Source organism: Pelovirga sp. (assembly GCF_059864205.1).
Map to the genome: position 1 here is coordinate 22780 of NZ_JCBCBS010000231.1, position 17202 is coordinate 39981.

The window sequence follows — 17202 nt, forward strand, 5'->3', positions numbered from 1 at the left end:
GGGATCCAGCATAGCCTTTCTTTTCAAGCTATCAGTTACCTGCCATGATTGCAGCTACGTCGCCGGCAACATCACCAATCGGTTTGATGTCGAAATTTTCCACCAGCACTTTGGCAACGTTTGGCGACAGGAAGGCCGGCAATGTCGGTCCCAGACGGATATGCTTTACCCCTAGAGCGAGCAGGGCGAGGAGCACGACGACCGCTTTCTGCTCGTACCAGGCGATATCGTAGGAAATCGGCAGATCGTTGATATCCTCCAGACCAAAGACTTCCTTGAGCTGTAACGCTATGAAGGCCAGTGAATAGGAATCGTTACACTGACCGGCATCCAGAACCCGCGGGATACCGCCGATGTCGCCAAGGTTGAGTTTGTTGTAGCGATATTTGGCGCAGCCGGCGGTCAAAATCACCGTATCATTAGGCAACGCCTCGGCCACCTCGGTGAAGTAGCTGCGTCCGGCCTGACGCCCGTCACAGCCGGCCATGACAACAAAGCGCTTGAGGGCGCCGGACTTGACGGCGTCAACAACCTTGTCGGCCAGGGCCATGACCTGGGCATGGGCAAATCCGCCAACGATGGTGCCGGTCTCGATCTCGGTCGGGGCGGCACAGGTCTTCGCCTTGGCAATGATTTCCGAGAAATCCTTGGCGCCACCTTCGAGACGGTCGGCGATATGAGTTGCGCCCGGCCAACCGGCCATACCGGTGGTGTAAATGCGATCCTTATAGGCCTCTTTAACCGGGGTAATACAGTTGGTGGTCATCAGAATCGGGCCGTTAAAGGAAGTGAACTCCTTGTCCTGCAACCACCAGGCGTTGCCGTAATTACCGACAAAATGATCGTACTGCTTAAAGGCTGGATAATAGTTGGCCGGCAGCATTTCACTGTGGGTATAAACATCAACACCGGTGCCTGCGGTCTGTTTGAGCAGTTCTTCCATGTCCTTGAGATCATGGCCGGAGATCAGAATACCGGGGTTGTTGCGGACACCAATGTTGACACTGGTGATTTCCGGATTGCCGTAGGTGGTGGTATTGGCCTCATCGAGCAGGGCCATGGTCGTCACCGCAACCTCACCACATTTAAGCACCTGACCGACCATTTCATCGACACTCAAATCACGGGTGGTCGTAGCAAGGGCGGAAATCATGAAATCGTAGATTTCCGGCTTCTCAAAACCGAGCACTGCAGCGTGATCAGCGTAAGCCGCCATCCCCTTGAGACCATAGATCAGCAACTCACGCAGAGAGCGTACATCTTCGTTAGCCTGCGACAATACTCCGACCTCGGCGGCCTTGGCAGCATAGCTGCTTTCAGGACCATTCCAGTTGAGGACATCGAGATCACTGCTATAGCCGATGGCCAGTTTCAAAGCATCGCGTTTGGAGATCGATGCCTTGATCAGATCAACAAAGCGGGCGTTATCAAAGTTGGCATTGGTAATAGTGGCAAAGAAGCTCTGGCAGATGAACAACCCGACAGAAGAATCCAACTTGTTTTGTTTCTTTGCTTCCTCGGCAACAACTGCCAGGCCTTTAAGGGTGTAGACCAGCAGATCCTGCAGACCGGCAGTATCTTCCTTTTTGCCACATACACCGGCGATGGTGCAGCCGCTTCCTTTTGCTGTTTCCTGACACTGGTAACAGAACATACTCATAAAACGCTCTCCTTTTTTGATGGTTATAGATTATTGCTCCTGATGTTGCTTGTATGCAACAGTGCCGCAACCCGGATAAAAAAAAATTGACACAGATCAAAAGCGTAACAGAAAAATATTTTTTTTCTTCTTGACCTGAATCAATTTAATTCAGCCACACTGCCCCTATACTCAGGCTCACATCAGCTAAGGAGAGCCAAAATGACGACGATGACCCTGAACAAAGACATGACAATTAAAGATATTCTGCAACACTGGCCGGAAACCCTCGATGTGTTCGTGGCCAACGGCTTTGATAGCTTTCGTGACGAAACACAGCGCAATGCTATCGCCCCTTATCTCAAACTGGAACGCGCCGCCCAGATGAAAAATTATGATCTGAACAACTTCATGACTCTGTTGCGTGACCAGATTGCCCTTAACAGTCACCAGACCGACATCACCATGAAAAAAACCGATCACGGCAACGCTGATATTCGTATTGCCGGACTGCTTCCCTGCCCGGTGCGCTTGCCGCTATTGGAAAGTTTTGATGCTTTTATCGAAAAGTTTACCGCCGAAACCGGCCGGCGCGTCAGCTACAAGCTCGAAGCGGCTTCGGTCGGTGCTGACTGGATTGCTGCGAACATTCGCGGCATTGAAGATGCAGACAAACTTCCTGACATCTTTATCTCTGCCGGATTTGAAACTTTCTTCGACCAGAAAACCATTGGCCGTTTTAAGGATCAGGGGGTGTTTGAGGACATCTGCGGCGCTGCCGTCAACCCGGATTTTGCCGGTCTTGATATCCGTGATCCCAAGGGCGACTACTCAATTGTAGCAGCGGTTGCTGCAGTCTTCATGATCAACCATGACGTGCGTGGCGACCTGCCGATTCCACGGCGCTGGAGCGATCTGTTAGAACCCGAATTCGCCCAGCAAGTGGCGCTGCCGGTCGGTGACTTTGATCTGTTTAACGCCCTGTTGCTGGCGATCCACAAGGAGCACGGGGAGGATGGGGTAAAAAAACTCGGACGCTGCATGCTCAAATCAATGCACCCGTCACAGATGGTGAAAAATGCCAAACGGGTCAGCGAGGCTAAACCCTATGTTACCATCATGCCGTACTTTTTCACCAAAATGGCGCGCATGGTCGAAGGGCTTGAGATCATCTGGCCGGAAGATGGTGCCGTTGTCAGCCCGATATTCATGTTGACCAAGCGTTCTACCCTCAACAAGACCCGACCCATTGCCGAGTTTTTGAGCGGTCGTGGGGTCGGCGAAATGCTCTCCCACAAAGGACTGTTTCCCTCCCTGCACCCGGAAGTGGACAACCGGCTCAACTTCGAGCATCCGTGGAAATGGATCGGCTGGGACTACATCTATCAGCACGATATCGGCACCCTGATCCATGACACCAACAAAATATTTGAAGATGCCCTCGGCATCGATTGAAGGAGTTAAATCGTGCGTTTTTTAACCGTTTCCGGCCCCCCATCATCCGGCAAAACGTCTGTCATCCTGAGGGTGATTGAGGCCCTGCAGGCACGTATGCACAAAATCGGCGTGGTCAAGTTCGACTGCCTGCTGACCGACGATGACACCCTCTATGCGAAAAAAGGGGTGCTGGTAAAAAAAGGGCTCTCCGGCGCCCTGTGCCCCGACCACTATTTTGTCAGCAATATCGAGGCCTGTGTCACCTGGGGCAAAGAGAACGGTTGCGAATATCTGATCAGTGAAAGCGCCGGTCTGTGCAACCGCTGTTCACCCCACATCAACGACATTACTGCCATCTGTGTTATCGACAATCTGAGTGGCGTCAATACACCACGCAAAATCGGTCCGATGCTGAAATCCGCCGATATCGTCGTCATCACCAAGGGCGATATCGTCTCCCAGGCCGAACGCGAGGTGTTTGCCTCCCGGGTCAAGCAGGTCAATCCCGGTGCCGTCATCATGAACATCAACGGCATCACCGGCCAGGGGGCGTTTGAACTGACCAGTCTGTTTGAAACGGCCTCCGACATCGACACCCTTAAAGGCAAAACCTTGCGTTTCTCGATGCCGGCCGCCCTGTGCTCCTATTGTCTCGGTGAAACCCGCATCGGCGACGAATATCAAACCGGCAATGTCCGCAAGATGGACATGGAGGACAATAAATGAGACACGTCGCCCTGTATCAACAGCCCCTAACCACCACTCTGGCAGATCATCCCTACATTGAGGACTTCCTGTCCTCATTTGGACTGCCGGTTGCTGCAAGCAACAACAGTCTTGAGCACTACCTTGACCAGTTGAACCCCGACTTGCTTGAGGACCTGGGCTTAAGCCGCGAACAACTGCAACGCAGCCTCGATGATTTTCTCAACGGCATGCTGGCGTTGCGCAAACCCCTCGACAAAGTCGAGTCCCTGACGATCATCGGGGGTCATAATAAATCAGGTGAAGCTGAAGAGGTTGAACTGACCCTGCAACCGGGAGAGGTGACCTGCATCGTTGGCCCCACCGGCTCAGGCAAAAGCCGCCTGCTCGCCGACATCGAATGGGTTGCTCAAGGAGACACCCCAACGGGACGCAAGATCCTGATTAACGATCAGGTACCGGACAGCCAATGGCGTTTTTCTACCGAACATAAACTGGTGGCGCAACTGTCACAAAATATGAATTTTGTTATGGATCTGACAGCCGAGGAATTTATCCAGATGCATGCTGAAAGCCGTCTGGTGACCAATCCGCAGGAAAAAGTCGCCCAAATCCTGGAACAGGCCAATATGTTGGCCGGCGAGCAGTTTTGTCCTGATACGCCGGTCACCGCCCTCAGCGGCGGTCAGTCGCGGGCGCTGATGATCGCCGATATGGCGTTTCTGAGCAAGTCCCCTATTGCCCTGATAGATGAAATTGAAAATGCCGGGATTGATCGGAAAAAAGCCCTGAATCTGCTGATCCGTGAAGAAAAAATTGTTCTGATGGCGACCCATGATCCAATTCTGGCACTGATGGGTGATCGCCGCCTGGTGATTAAAAACGGCGGCATCGCCAAGGTTATCAAAGCGAACGAGGCCGAACGTCGCAATCTGCAGCGTTTGGAAGAAATGGACAATCAACTCCTGGCGTTACGCAACCGGATCCGCTCCGGCGAAACCCTGGAACAACTTTAAAGGAGCAGATAATGATGCACGACGGCTGTCAAGGTCAGGTTGGCGATGGTGCAAAAGTGGTAGACAAGTTACGGATGATGGGTTTTTCCAACTACAGTCTGCCGCAAGAGGTTGAGCTCATCTGTAGTGGCTGTGATCAGAATTTTACCATGGCGACCCTGGAGTGTCGCTGCCCGCATTGCGGCATGGTTTACGGCGTTACCCCCTGCCATGCCCATGATACCAAAAGTATCCAAGCTGCTGGAATTGACTATTGAGAAGGCTGATCAGCGCCGCCCTTTTTCTACTGCACTATGGTGGAAAGGGGCGGGATATTAATTTTTTTCTTCTGACAACTTCTTTTCAGCCATCGTCGAAATAAACTGCCAGAGAACATCTCGGGTCGGACCGTCCAGATTGGAAAACCGCACGCCGGAAGTGTGCCCAAGGTTACCCTCGCTATCCCCTTGATGAGTCCAGCAAACCTCTCCGGCGATAATATTGGTATCCTTCTGTTCAGGTAACTGAAAAACCAGGGTGACAATCCCATTAACCCGAGGCAGCGGGTTTTTACTGAAAGTTTCAATGCAGGCACCATCCATGCTCAGGTTGTAGATACTGCCGGCACATTCTTGTTGCAAGTAACGCAGCTTGACCGGAATGGGTTGAGCAAACTCACAACGATAGTGATCCCTGGCCCCTGCCATCATCCCCTGCAGTACTGACATAAACTTCTCAATACTACGCAGACTCACATCCGAAGCACTGTTGTTGCCACTCATCGTGTTGCGCTCCTCAATCACCTCATCCAGGAGCTTACGGTAGCGATAGAAGCGTTTCAGCAGATCGTTACGATCAAAGGTAAAGCCATTGGAAGAGATTAGAACGTTGCTGACCGGAACCTGCGTCTGACACTGGTCACAGCCAATCACCTTCAACTCAGCAAGCAAGGCTGAGCGAATATTTTTCTGACATTTTGGACATTTCATCATCAACATGACAGACCCCCTCTTTTACTGCATAAGATAGCCCGACGTCACCGCCATTAGACAGGTTCCACCGTAGACCAACTGCGACTTAGACGAAAAAAGGCCGCCGGGAAAACACCGTGCAGCCTTTAATCCCAACACTTCTCGAAAATCCGCAACGAAGGTTCAGGCTTCTTCCGGGGAAACCACAACCTTCAACTCAGCTGTGACACCGGCATCAAGCTTGATAGTAACCAGGTGCTCGCCAAGGGTTTTTATCGGTTCACCCAGTTGAATCTTTTTGCGGTCAATAGCAATTCCGGCGGCGGCAAGCTTAGCTTCCAGATCCATAGAAGTCACGGATCCAAACAGTTTACCTTCGTCACTGGCACGCTGGGCGAAATCACAGGTCACCCTCTCGATGCGAGCCTTCAAGGCATTAGCATCGTTGGTCACTTTTTCCAATTTACGCGTCAGTTGCCGCTTCTGGTGCTCAAGTTCCTTCACGTTGCGGCTATCAGCCACGTGGGCCAAACCCTGAGGCACCAGGTAATTTCTGGCGTAACCTGCTTTGACATTGACAATATCTCCGATGGTACCTAGACCATCGACATTTTCTCGCAGAATCACATCTGTATTCATATATTTTCTCCGTAGCGGAACGTATTATGATCGGTGCGTATCGTGGATCAGTTCCCTATTAGACCCAATCAAACTGAATGTGAGGTGGTATAGGGCAACAGCGCAATCTGCCGGGCATTTTTGATCGCATCGGCGATATGACGCTGATGGGTCGCACAGGTTCCGGAAATCCGTCGAGGAACGATTTTGCCGCGCTCCGACAGGTAGTAACGCAAGCTGTCGACATCTTTGTAATCAATTCTAGCGCCTTTGTCGGCACAGTAACGGCAAATCTTGCGACGGCCAAAGCGGCGGCGCGGGGCTGGAGAACTGGGACGTCCTGAATTTTCAATAGCCATATTGGTAATCTCCTGATCAGTGGTTGTGTTTATTCTTCGTCGTCGCTGTCGACATCGTCATCATCGTCATCATCGTCATCGACTGACGCAACATATGCAGCAGGCTCGACAGGCTCAACAGGCTCTGCAGCAAAATCGCGATCCAACCGTACGGTCAGAAAACGCAGAATCTGCTCGTCCAACCGCAAACGACGCTCATACTCGGCAACAACCTCTGGTCCGGCACTGAACAGTACCTGGATGTAACTGCCGCGCTCAGCCTTTTTGATCGGATAAGCGAGCTTGCGCACACCCCAGTTGTCCAGCTTGACAATCTCAGCCTGTTGATCGCTGAGAATTTTCTGGAACTTGTCCACCATCGCTGTCAGCTCGTCGCCGACAACCTCCGGATGAACGATGTAAAGTGACTCGTAATTTCTCATTGAGCATTTACCCCTTTCGGATTAACAGCCCCGGGCACACCCCGGAACAAGGAATGGTGCGGAATCACCATGAATCCGCAGAACCAAAGTTTTTATCACGCAACCTGCACGATTACAAGCGCTTTTATCTTTAAAGCGATTTCAGACATTAAAACGAAAATGCATCACGTCACCATCGATTACCCGATAATTCTTCCCTTCGAGGCGCAACAACCCCTTCTCCCTGGCACCCGTTTCCCCTCCGGATGCGACATAATCCTTATAAGCAGTGACCTCGGCGCGGATAAAGCCTTTTTCAAAGTCACTGTGAATAACACCGGCAGCCTGAGGCGCTGTTGATCCGTCAGAAACTGTCCAGGCCCGGACCTCTTTCGGTCCCGCGGTGAAATAGGTGATCAGTCCCAACAAGCGATAGCCGGCATGAATCATCCGATCCAGCCCCGATCTTTCAAGACCCAATTCCGCCAGAAAGTCGGCCTTTTCATCCTTGTCCAGTTCGGCAATTTCAGCCTCAATCTTGCCACACAAGGTCAGCATCTCAGCTCCCTCAGCAGCAGCCTGCTCACGCACCTGAACAACAAAAGGATGTGAGCCGGCAAGATCATCTTCAGCGACATTAGCAAGGTACAGGACCGGTTTGACAGTAATCAGGTGAAGATCTTTAATTAGCGACCTCTCATCATCTTCAAGAGCGACCGAGCGCGCCGGCATCCCCTGATTCAGGGCTCTGGAGATCCTTTCCAGGACGGCAACCTCAGCCTGCAGTTTTTTATCACCACTTCTGGCCTGCTTACTGCTGCGCTGAATACGGCGTTCAACCGAATCAAGATCAGCCAGGTTAAGTTCGGTCTGAATCACTTCGATATCGCGCAGCGGGTCGATGGATCCATCGACGTGAACAACGTTATCATCCTCAAAACAGCGCACGACATGGGCAATGGCATCAACCTGACGGATATGACCCAGAAACTGGTTACCCAGCCCTTCGCCGCGACTTGCACCCTTCACCAGACCGGCGATATCGACAAATTCCATCACTGTCGGCACAATCTCCTTTGGCTTAACCAGAGAAGCCAGCACATCCAGACGTGGATCGGGAACCGCAACCATCCCGACATTCGGCTCGATGGTACAAAAAGGATAGTTGGCAGATTCAGCACCGGCAGCGGTGATCGCATTGAATATAGTCGACTTTCCGACATTGGGAAGACCGACAATTCCACATTTGAAGCCCATGTTTTTTATCCTCAAAAAAGGATAGCCGAAGCGTGCGCTTCGGCTATCCGATCATCTATCTGTTCGTTACCCTGGTCAGATCAGCAGCGGTGCGATGACCAGCGAGACAACACTCATCAACTTGATCAGAATGTTCATCGACGGGCCGGAGGTGTCTTTCAGCGGATCGCCGACGGTATCCCCAATAACTGCAGCAGCATGGGCATCACTGCCCTTACCGGCACCTTCGAGTTGACCACTTTCAATATACTTTTTGGCGTTATCCCAGGCACCGCCACCGTTGGACATAAACAGCGCCAAGAGCACACCGGACAGGGTCGCGCCGGCCAGCATACCACCGAGAGCTTCCTTACCAAGAAGAAAACCAACCAGCACCGGCGCAGCAACAGCGACAACACCAGGAAGAATCATCTCCCTAAGGGCCGCTTTGGCCGAAATATCGATGCATTTCTGTGAATCCGGCTTGGCACCTTCTTTGCCTTCAAGCAACCCTGGAATTTCACGGAACTGACGACGGATCTCATCGACCATAGCTCCGGCGGCGCGACCAACACTGGTCATGGTCAGAGCACCGATAAAGAATGGCAGGGCACCCCCGACCAACAGACCGATAACAACAATCGGCTCAATCAGGTTGATTGATTCAAGACCGACCGTTGTGGCATAGGCAGAAAACAGAGCCAGTGCGGTCAAGGCGGCAGAACCGATAGCAAAACCTTTACCAATAGCTGCGGTGGTATTACCGATAGCATCGAGGCCGTCAGTGATCTTACGAACTTCCGGTCCGAGACCGGCCATCTCCGAAATACCACCGGCATTATCGGCGATCGGTCCATAGGCATCGACGGTCATCGTAACCCCAACGGTGGCCAACATGCCAACAGCAGCGATACCAATACCATAGAGACCGGCAAATGCATTGGCGACAAAGATGGCAAAAGCAATGATCAGTACCGGCAGAACCGCCGATTCAAGGCCAACGGCCAGGCCGTGGATAATGTTGGTTGCCGGGCCGGTTTTACTGGCTTCAGCAATCCGCTTTACCGGGCCATGAGCGGTGTAGTACTCGGTGATCTGACCGATCGCAATTCCGGCAAGGGTACCAATGAGAATAGCCCAGAAGATACCGGCATTCAGTCCAGCTGCCTTGATGTAAACGAAAGCGGCAACAAGAAAACCACCAGCTGCGACAAAGGTTGTATAGTGCAGGGCCTTGGCCGGGTCCATTGATTTAAGAAAACGCATGGAGAAAATACCGATGACCGAAAAGACCAGACCGATCATCGCCAGAGCTAATGGCAGCAGCATGGCAGCCGCCTGTACATTGGCACCGGAACCGAGTTTGGTGAGCAGCAGCGGGCTGGCAGCAGCAGCAATGGCCATGGTGGCGATAATCGAACCGACATAGGATTCAAAAATATCAGCACCCATACCAGCGGTGTCGCCAACGCAGTCACCGACGTTGTCAGCGATAACACCCGGGTTGCGGGGATCGTCTTCAGGAATACCTGCTTCAACCTTACCTACCAGGTCAGAACCGACATCAGCGGCCTTGGTGTAGATTCCACCACCAACACGAGCAAACAGGGCAATGGATGAGGCACCCATGGCAAAACCACTCATATGCTTAGCAGTCTCAATATCACCGCCATAAAAAATGTAGGCAATACCAACACCAACCAGACCTAAGGAGGCAACAGCAAGACCCATAACAGCGCCACCGTTGAAAGAAACCTCCAGGGCACGCGCCTGACCATGGGCACGGGCCGCCTCAGAGGTTCTGACATTGGCACGGGTCGCCGCCTTCATACCGATGAACCCGCAGGTCATGGAACAAACAGCGCCGCCAAGAAAAGCCAGGGCACTGTGAATACTCATGGCAACAGCAATCAACACAAAAACTACCACAATAAAAATAGCCAGCGCACGATATTCGCGGTTTAAAAAGGCCATGGCGCCTTTGTGGATATCCTCGGATATCTCACGCATCTTGTCATTGCCTACTGGTTGTGATTTAACGTTATTGTAGATCACCAGTGCGATCACAAAACCGATCACCCCGAGTATGGGGGCCCATGCTTGCAGTTGCATTTGTCTCGCCTCTTTCGTCTGATAGGTGTTTAAAGATTCTCTTCCAGAGTAAACCCGTTAAATTTATTCATGGCAGCATCTGCGCCACGATGGATGATTAATTCTGCCGCATCCGCTGCAACCGCTACCATGGTTGGCAACCCGACCCGTTCTGCCGCACTGAATGTTCCAAGAACATGGCGCGTCACATCACCGTGATCAGGTTTATCGATACCGAAACGCAAGCGGACAAAGTCGCGGCGCCCGAGGACGCCGATAATGTCGCGAATCCCGTTGTGGCCACCGTGCCCCCCTCCCTGGCTGATCTTTAAGCGCCCGAAGGGCAAATCGAGATCGTCGTAAATCACAACAATATCAGCAGGTTCCACTTTCAAAGCAGAGCTGGCTGCGGTGACGCAGGAACCACTGCGATTCATATAGGTCTGGGGAAGAATGATGGTGGTCTGCTGCGCAGCAACCGCCCCTACCCCGTACAGTCCCTGATAGCCTTTTTTTTTCAGGGCAATGTGATAACGCCCGGCGACCTGCTGCGCCACCATAAAACCTATATTGTGGCGGGTTACCGCATATTCAGGACCATAATTACCGAGACCGACGAGTAATTTCACTGGCTGCGACCACTAAATAGCTGTTCAGTGATGATGCTATTCTTCATCACTCTCTGCAGTTTCAGCTTCGGCGCCGGTTTCTTCCTCAGCACTATGGCCGATGACGGTAACAACAGTAAAGTTCACATCGTGAACAAACTCGACCCCGGCGGGTGCTGTTACGTCCTCAATGTGAACGGTATCGCCAATCTCCAGCGCCTCGATATTGACTTCGATCGTTTGTGGCACCTGGGTCGGCAGACAGACAACCTCAAGCTCTTTTCTGATCAGCTGGGTAGAACCACCCATCTTCTGTCCCCTGGAGATGCCCACAACAGTAACCGGTACCATGAAGTGGCCTTTTTCCTTGAGATTGATCGCATGCAGATCGACGCTGAGCATATCACGACGCAATGCATGGAGCTGGGCGTCCTTGAGAACAACAACCTTCTTGTCGAGACCGGCACCGGACAGAGTCAGCAGGGTGTTCCAGCCAGCCTCACCCGACACCGCCTTTTGCAGGGCCTTTGGATCGACTGAAATCATTGTCGCCTCCATACCCTTGCCATAGACAACGGCCGGAACCTTCCCAGCAGCTCTTAATCTCCGGGCAAAACCTTTGCCTGCGTTCTCGCGTGCTTCTACTTCCAAAACTACTTGAGCCATCTATTTAGTCCTCCGTATAAATTGGTTATTCATATGCACTGATAACATCATTTTTTCTATACAAACAGCGAACTGACCGACTCCGCATTATGGATGCGGCGAATCGCTTCAGCAAGCAGATAGCTGACCGACAGCCCTTGCAACCTATCACATTTGTTCAGTTTTTCCTGAATCGGAATAGTGTCGGTAACAAAAACCTTCTGCAGTGGACTTTCCGCAATACGCTCCAACGCCGGTCCCGACAATACCCCATGGGTAGCGAAAGCATAAACGGCCGTTGCCCCCTGATTCTGCAATGCGGTAGCAGCAGTACAAAGAGTACCGGCAGTATCAATCATGTCATCGACAATGGTACAGACCTTACCCTTGACGTCGCCGATGATATGCATCACTTCCGACACGTTGGGTCCACTACGACGTTTATCGATAATTGCAAGTCCGGCATCCAGTCGCTTGGCAAAAGCGCGCGCACGCTCAGTACCCCCGGCATCGGGCGAAACAATGACCAGTTCACCGAGATTCAGACGACGGATTTCATCAAGCATGACCGGTGCGGCATACAGATGATCAACCGGAATATCGAAAAATCCCTGAATCTGACCAGCATGCAGATCAATCGTCAACAAGCGGTCGATACCGGCGACGGAAAGAAGATCAGCAACAAGTTTGGCGGTAATCGGCGCCCGCGGTGCAACCTTACGATCCTGCCGGGCATAGCCGAAATAAGGCACAACCGCATTGATACGTGCTGCAGAGGCACGCTTCAGGGCGTCGGTCATGACCAGCAATTCCATCAGATTGTTGTTTGCCGGAGAGCAGGTCGATTGAATGACGTAGACATCGCGACCACGCACATTATCATTGATCTCAACCAGAACTTCTCCATCTGAGAAGGTCTTGACCTTGGCGTTGCCGATGTTTACCGAGAGATGCCGGCAGATATCATGAGCCAACGGCTCATTGGAGTTGCCGGTAAAAACTTTGATCATACCCACGTGTCAATACCCTTCATCCAAATTAACTAAGGTTGAAACTGTCGAAACTTTTAAATTGGCTGGGGCGCCAGGATTCGCCCACTTCGTCGTCGCCATCACGGCGGCTCCTGCGTCGGCTCCCCTACGCTCACTGCCGCGGCCATCCATGGCCGCTCTTCTGACATTGAGTCAGCGTTCGCTGCGCTTCGAATCCTGGCTGAACAGCCGAACAACGAAACTTTTAAATTGGCTGGGGCGCCAGGATTCGAACCTGGGAATGCCGGAATCAAAATCCGGTGCCTTACCGCTTGGCGACGCCCCAATAAACAGCCTGTCGATCTTGTAAACAAAAAACGTAACTATTCAGCACTATCCTTGCGCAGGGCCTTTGGCTCCTGTGGCAAGGGTGTTTGTCGCCATGGACGGCGACAACAAGCGGTCATGGATGACGAAAAGCGCCCCTTGTCATAGGATCCCCGATCCGGTGCTGAACAGTTACCAAAAAACAAATGAAGCCGGTCAAAACCGGCACCGCTTCATATGATAATAGTCTTGTACCTGCGCAACAAAACTCTACAACGGCGACACCGGGCAGGTCCACCAGTCAGTTTCCACAGCCAGCACACTGGCGGCACTTTGCGCCTGGTCGAGGGTATCAAACACCCCAAAAAGGGTTGCGCCGCTACCCGACATCAGCGCCCCACGAGCACCAAGTTGCAATAGGCGCTGTTTGATCTGCCGCAACAAAGGATGACGCATCAGCGTAACCCGCTCCAGATCGTTATGCAGAGCGGCACACAACTCTTCCTTAGTCACAACAGAAAACCTCGGAAGGTTAGCCAGTTCACCTCCCTTTGTCAACTGTAAACTTTGATAAACTTCGGCCGTCGATACCGCTATTCCCGGATTGACCAACAGGTAGGCAACCTCGGGTAACGGCGGCAATGGTGTCAGTTCAGTGCCGATACCCGTGGCCCAGGCTGGTCGCTGAAACACAAAAAAAGGGACATCGGCTCCAAGTTGCGCACCCAATCTCTGCAAGTGGCTATTATCCATGTGCAGAGCAAGTATGTCGTTTAACGCCAGCAGCACCGTAGCGGCATTTGATGAGCCACCGCCAAGGCCGGCGGCAACCGGGATGCGTTTATCGATCCGAATGTCGATACCGACCTCGACATCGACCTGTGCCTCGGAAAAGAGTAACCGGGCCGCCCGGGTAGCGATATTATTTTCACCGGGTGCCAACGCCAGACCGTCACAAGTTACATTTATTTCTCCGGATGTTGTTACGCGGATACGGATATCGTCACACAAGTCAATACGCTGCATCGCCATCGCCAATGCGTGGTAGCCATTGTCATAACGCCCCAGCACATGCAGGCACAGGTTGATTTTTGCCGGAGATTTATAGTTTTTTTCTAACATCATCTACACTTAACTTATATTTCAGGCTATCTTCAGGTGAAATCGGAACTTTCGCTCAGCTGTCAGCAAACAGTCAAGAAAAAGAACCCGCTGTGCTGACAAAAAACCTGTTTTTGCCGACCTGTCCTGCTAAAATCAAACTCGGCACTGATTATCGATTCGATCCAGCTCGGCCGATGAAAGTGGAGACACCAGCAACCATGAAAAAAGGTAAATGTTTTGTCCTTATCCTGCTGACTCTGGCTTTGACAGGAGCACCGCCATTGCCACCCGTCCTGGCAACTTCCTACAAACCTGTCATCTATTTCGGCGTCATCCCGCGCTACAACCCGATCATCATGTACCGTTCCTACCAGCCGATGATGGATTACCTGAGCGCCAACACCCCCTATCGTTTTGAGTTAAAGCTGTCAAGGGACTACCACCTGGCAGTGGAGTTTTTACAAAACGGCACGACCCCCATTGCTTCGCTGGGTCCTGTCACGTTTTCCGAGGCCTACAGAAAGTTCGGGGCCATTCCGATTGTTGCGCCGCTCAGCGCCAGAGGGGTACCCTATTATCACAGCATCATCGTGGTCCTGGAGGACAGCCCCATAACCTCTCTGGAAGAACTCAAGGGAAAGAGCTTTGCCTTTGGGGATCACCACTCCACCTCCGGCAAACTGATACCCCACCATATGCTTGCGCAGAAGGGGATACAGCTTTCCGACCTGGAGTCCTACAGCTACTACGAATCCCACGATGCGACAGCTAAAGCCGTTCTCAAGGGGAACGCTGTCGCCGGAGCCGTCAAGGATGTCGTTGCCTACCGCTATCGTGAACACGGGTTGCGGTTTCTTGCCGTTTCCGATCCGATCCCGGCCGTCCCCATTGTGGTGCGCAAAGAGGAAGACCCCCATCTGGTGGCGGCAATGAAAGAGGCACTGCTGGCTATCGACCCATCCGATCCCCGGACGAAACAGCACCTCATTCAGTGGGATCCGGAGTTCGCCCATGGCTTTGTCAGCGTCGACATTGACGACTACAGGGACATTATTGAATTGACGTACAACAACAAAACCGGTTGCGGCCTCGGATGTCACTGAAATACCCACAGATCGGCCTGCGCGCCCGCTTCATGCTGCTTGCGGTAGTGCTGACCGTCACCTCCTCGAGTATCTGGGGTGGCTGGCTGTGGCAACATGAGAAGAAGTCCCTGCTCGAGCGACCCTCGCGGGAAGCGGAGATGCTGGTTTCAACCATGGCGATTCCGATCATTAACGCCATCGTGTATGAAGAACTCGGCATTATTCACGAAGGCGGACTGCTTGACAGTTTTGTCGCGGAGATCATGGCAACGCCGCAACTGGAGGTTCGCTATGCCTTCGTTCTCAATGAAGACGGCCGCGTTCTGGCCCATACTCGTCTGACGGAATACAGAAAAACCTACTCCGACCCGCTGACTCTCCAGATCCTGCGCGCCCCCTCTTTCCAGCAATTCTTCAGTGTCGTTGACGGAGAACGCATTTCAGACTTCATTATGCCGCTGTCCATTGCCGGCAAAAGCTGGGGGGTGCTGCAAGTCGGTATTTCCATGGAACCTGCGTACCGGGAGCTGGCCCAACTGGCTCGACAGGTCATTTTCTTCTCCTGTCTGTTTTCAGCCGGAGCCTTGTTCATCTACTGGATTATCGGCACCATGCTGGTACGACCCATCAGAAATCTGACCAACAGCATGGAGGGGGTCGGCAAAGGTCATCCCATATTGCTCGCCAACCGGACACGTCATGACGAAATCGGCCTGTTGCAGAAAAGTTTTGCCGACATGCTTGAACGACTTAACCGGAGCGAGATCGAACGCAATATTACGATTGCCAGGATGCTGGAAAATGAACGGATTTTAGCCATCGGACGCCTGGTATCCGGCGTCGCCCATGAAGTCAATAACCCCCTGGCAGGGATTGAAGGCGCCCTTTATCAAATAGAACGCAAAGGTGGCGATCCTGTTCAGCGCTATGTTGGTCTGGTGCGCCAGAGCATCGAACGCATCGGCCGCATCGTCGGTCAGCTTTCAGATTTGTCACGGGTTGGTGAAATCATTCCACAAGTGGTGGACAGCGACCTTTTTTTTGATGATCTGGTGATGTTTTCCCGCATGGCCATCAAAGACAGCGGCTGCCAACTACTGACCGACAACCGCTGTCCCCGCACCATCCTCTTTCTCGACCGTGATAAGATTCATCAGGTGGTGCTCAACCTGATCATCAACGCGGCTGACGCGACCACCAGCGGCGGCACGGTCAGACTTCTGGCCGATCTTGATGGCGATTGCTATGTTCTGCAGGTGCAGAACACCGGCGATCCCATTCCCGATGACATTGCCGCCCGGATGTTCACCCCGTTTTTCACCACCAAGAAAGCCGGTCACGGATCGGGCATGGGTCTTGCTGTCTCCAGGGGTATTGCCGAAAACCACGGTGGCAGTCTGACCTATCACCATCGCGACGGGCGTACTGCTTTTACCCTGTCAATCCTCAACGCCCTCATTAAAGGGTAAACGGTTATGGATAAAAACAGAATTCTGCTGGTCGAAGATGAACTGGTTCATCTGGAGATGTTGACCGAAGTTCTCACCGACCATGGGTATCAGGTCGTACCCGCTAAAGACGGCCAGCAAGCAGCGGATGCACTGGCTAACGAAAACTTTTCTGTCGCTCTGATCGATATTCGCCTGCCCGATGTCAGCGGTATGTCGCTGCTGGAACTCATCATCAATCAACAGCCCGACTGCACCATCATGATGATGACCGCCCAGGCCACCGTCGAAGCGGCGGTTGATGCTCTCAAACAGGGCGCCCACGACTATCTGGCCAAGCCTTTTCGCACTGAACTGTTGCTGCTAAAACTCAAACGCCTGTTTCACCTGCAACAGATCGAAGCAGAAAACCGTAGTTTACGACAAAAAGACCAGACTTCCGGCATCATCGGCGATAGCGCGCCCCTGCGCAAATTTCTCGGTGCGGCACAGAGCGCAGCGGGAACCGATGCCACCATCCTGCTGCAGGGGGAAAGCGGCACCGGCAAGGAACTGGCCGCCG

General features: G+C 52.5%; 18 protein-coding genes and 1 tRNA gene. 7 read left to right on the plus strand and 12 right to left on the minus strand.

Annotated features, from left to right (window positions below):
* Positions 1-31 precede the first annotated feature (31 nt).
* Positions 32-1660, minus strand: a complete 1629-nt coding sequence (gene hcp / locus AC6F7T_RS14315) for a hydroxylamine reductase (RefSeq protein WP_500719945.1) — start codon at positions 1658-1660, stop codon at positions 32-34.
* Between the two features lie 201 nt (positions 1661-1861).
* On the opposite strand from hcp, the gene AC6F7T_RS14320 reads away from it, so the two are divergent.
* The 4 genes from AC6F7T_RS14320 to AC6F7T_RS14335 are packed head-to-tail and all read left to right on the plus strand — an operon-like array spanning position 1862 to position 5054.
* Entirely contained in the window at positions 1862-3094 is a 1233-nt protein-coding gene (locus AC6F7T_RS14320) for an ABC transporter substrate-binding protein (protein ID WP_500719946.1), read from the plus strand.
* A 12-nt stretch (positions 3095-3106) separates the two neighbouring features.
* Positions 3107-3802 (plus strand): GTP-binding protein, encoded by a 696-nt coding sequence (locus tag AC6F7T_RS14325; protein ID WP_500719948.1) that lies wholly within the window; start codon positions 3107-3109, stop codon positions 3800-3802.
* Complete coding sequence (locus AC6F7T_RS14330) at positions 3799-4797, plus strand: ATP-binding cassette domain-containing protein (protein ID WP_500719950.1); 999 nt, start codon at positions 3799-3801, stop codon at positions 4795-4797. Before AC6F7T_RS14325 ends, AC6F7T_RS14330 begins: the two co-directional genes overlap by 4 nt.
* 11 nt (positions 4798-4808) lie before the next feature.
* Positions 4809-5054, plus strand: a complete 246-nt coding sequence (locus AC6F7T_RS14335) for a hypothetical protein (RefSeq protein ID WP_500719951.1) — start codon at positions 4809-4811, stop codon at positions 5052-5054.
* Between the two features lie 57 nt (positions 5055-5111).
* On the opposite strand, the gene AC6F7T_RS14340 is transcribed toward AC6F7T_RS14335, so the two are convergent.
* From AC6F7T_RS14340 to ispE, 11 genes are all read right to left on the minus strand, one after another.
* On the minus strand, positions 5112-5774 hold the full coding sequence (locus AC6F7T_RS14340; RefSeq protein WP_500719953.1) for a PilZ domain-containing protein: 663 nt from the start codon (positions 5772-5774) through the stop codon (positions 5112-5114).
* Positions 5775-5930: 156 nt separating this feature from the next.
* Positions 5931-6386: a 50S ribosomal protein L9 gene (gene rplI / locus AC6F7T_RS14345; RefSeq protein ID WP_500719954.1), complete on the minus strand. Its 456-nt coding sequence runs from the start codon at positions 6384-6386 to the stop codon at positions 5931-5933.
* Positions 6387-6454: 68 nt separating this feature from the next.
* Complete coding sequence (gene rpsR, locus AC6F7T_RS14350) at positions 6455-6724, minus strand: 30S ribosomal protein S18 (RefSeq protein WP_500719956.1); 270 nt, start codon at positions 6722-6724, stop codon at positions 6455-6457.
* A gap of 29 nt (positions 6725-6753) precedes the next feature.
* Entirely contained in the window at positions 6754-7146 is a 393-nt protein-coding gene (gene rpsF, locus AC6F7T_RS14355) for a 30S ribosomal protein S6 (RefSeq protein WP_500719958.1), read from the minus strand.
* A gap of 141 nt (positions 7147-7287) precedes the next feature.
* The gene (ychF, locus tag AC6F7T_RS14360) at positions 7288-8382 is read right to left on the minus strand and encodes a redox-regulated ATPase YchF (protein ID WP_500719959.1); all 1095 of its coding nucleotides are present in this window, start codon (positions 8380-8382) and stop codon (positions 7288-7290) included.
* Positions 8383-8457: 75 nt separating this feature from the next.
* On the minus strand, positions 8458-10473 hold the full coding sequence (locus tag AC6F7T_RS14365; protein ID WP_500719961.1) for a sodium-translocating pyrophosphatase: 2016 nt from the start codon (positions 10471-10473) through the stop codon (positions 8458-8460).
* A 29-nt stretch (positions 10474-10502) separates the two neighbouring features.
* Entirely contained in the window at positions 10503-11081 is a 579-nt protein-coding gene (gene pth / locus AC6F7T_RS14370; protein ID WP_500719962.1) for an aminoacyl-tRNA hydrolase, read from the minus strand.
* 36 nt (positions 11082-11117) lie between these two features.
* The gene (locus AC6F7T_RS14375; RefSeq protein ID WP_500719964.1) at positions 11118-11726 is read right to left on the minus strand and encodes a 50S ribosomal protein L25; all 609 of its coding nucleotides are present in this window, start codon (positions 11724-11726) and stop codon (positions 11118-11120) included.
* A gap of 56 nt (positions 11727-11782) precedes the next feature.
* Entirely contained in the window at positions 11783-12715 is a 933-nt protein-coding gene (locus tag AC6F7T_RS14380) for a ribose-phosphate diphosphokinase (protein ID WP_500719966.1), read from the minus strand.
* Between the two features lie 232 nt (positions 12716-12947).
* Positions 12948-13022: transfer RNA gene (locus tag AC6F7T_RS14385), tRNA-Gln, on the minus strand.
* A gap of 251 nt (positions 13023-13273) precedes the next feature.
* Positions 13274-14128 carry a 4-(cytidine 5'-diphospho)-2-C-methyl-D-erythritol kinase gene (gene ispE / locus AC6F7T_RS14390; protein ID WP_500719968.1) on the minus strand — a complete coding sequence of 285 codons (855 nt, stop codon included), beginning with the start codon at positions 14126-14128 and terminating at the stop codon, positions 13274-13276.
* Positions 14129-14217: 89 nt separating this feature from the next.
* Here ispE and phnD point away from each other — a divergent pair, with 89 nt between their 5' ends.
* From phnD to AC6F7T_RS14405, 3 genes are all read left to right on the plus strand, one after another.
* Positions 14218-15210, plus strand: a complete 993-nt coding sequence (gene phnD / locus AC6F7T_RS14395; protein WP_500719969.1) for a phosphate/phosphite/phosphonate ABC transporter substrate-binding protein — start codon at positions 14218-14220, stop codon at positions 15208-15210.
* Entirely contained in the window at positions 15201-16661 is a 1461-nt protein-coding gene (locus AC6F7T_RS14400; RefSeq protein ID WP_500719971.1) for an ATP-binding protein, read from the plus strand. Before phnD ends, AC6F7T_RS14400 begins: the two co-directional genes overlap by 10 nt.
* A 6-nt stretch (positions 16662-16667) precedes the next feature.
* A partial coding sequence (locus AC6F7T_RS14405) for a response regulator (protein WP_500719973.1) occupies positions 16668-17202 on the plus strand: 535 nt, incomplete at its 3' end.

Bases quoted from the DNA above. Each gene is read 5' to 3' on its own strand.
- hcp (WP_500719945.1), bottom strand. From the start codon at position 1,660: ATGAGTATGTTCTGTTACCAGTGTCAGGAAACAGCAAAAGGAAGCGGC.
- AC6F7T_RS14320 (WP_500719946.1), top strand. From the start codon at position 1,862: ATGACGACGATGACCCTGAACAAAGACATGACAATTAAAGATATTCTG.
- AC6F7T_RS14330 (WP_500719950.1), top strand. From the start codon at position 3,799: ATGAGACACGTCGCCCTGTATCAACAGCCCCTAACCACCACTCTGGCA.
- AC6F7T_RS14335 (WP_500719951.1), top strand. From the start codon at position 4,809: ATGATGCACGACGGCTGTCAAGGTCAGGTTGGCGATGGTGCAAAAGTG.
- AC6F7T_RS14340 (WP_500719953.1), bottom strand. From the start codon at position 5,774: ATGTTGATGATGAAATGTCCAAAATGTCAGAAAAATATTCGCTCAGCC.
- rplI (WP_500719954.1), bottom strand. From the start codon at position 6,386: ATGAATACAGATGTGATTCTGCGAGAAAATGTCGATGGTCTAGGTACC.
- rpsR (WP_500719956.1), bottom strand. From the start codon at position 6,724: ATGGCTATTGAAAATTCAGGACGTCCCAGTTCTCCAGCCCCGCGCCGC.
- rpsF (WP_500719958.1), bottom strand. From the start codon at position 7,146: ATGAGAAATTACGAGTCACTTTACATCGTTCATCCGGAGGTTGTCGGC.
- ychF (WP_500719959.1), bottom strand. From the start codon at position 8,382: ATGGGCTTCAAATGTGGAATTGTCGGTCTTCCCAATGTCGGAAAGTCG.
- AC6F7T_RS14365 (WP_500719961.1), bottom strand. From the start codon at position 10,473: ATGCAACTGCAAGCATGGGCCCCCATACTCGGGGTGATCGGTTTTGTG.
- AC6F7T_RS14375 (WP_500719964.1), bottom strand. From the start codon at position 11,726: ATGGCTCAAGTAGTTTTGGAAGTAGAAGCACGCGAGAACGCAGGCAAA.
- AC6F7T_RS14380 (WP_500719966.1), bottom strand. From the start codon at position 12,715: ATGATCAAAGTTTTTACCGGCAACTCCAATGAGCCGTTGGCTCATGAT.
- ispE (WP_500719968.1), bottom strand. From the start codon at position 14,128: ATGATGTTAGAAAAAAACTATAAATCTCCGGCAAAAATCAACCTGTGC.
- AC6F7T_RS14400 (WP_500719971.1), top strand. From the start codon at position 15,201: ATGTCACTGAAATACCCACAGATCGGCCTGCGCGCCCGCTTCATGCTG.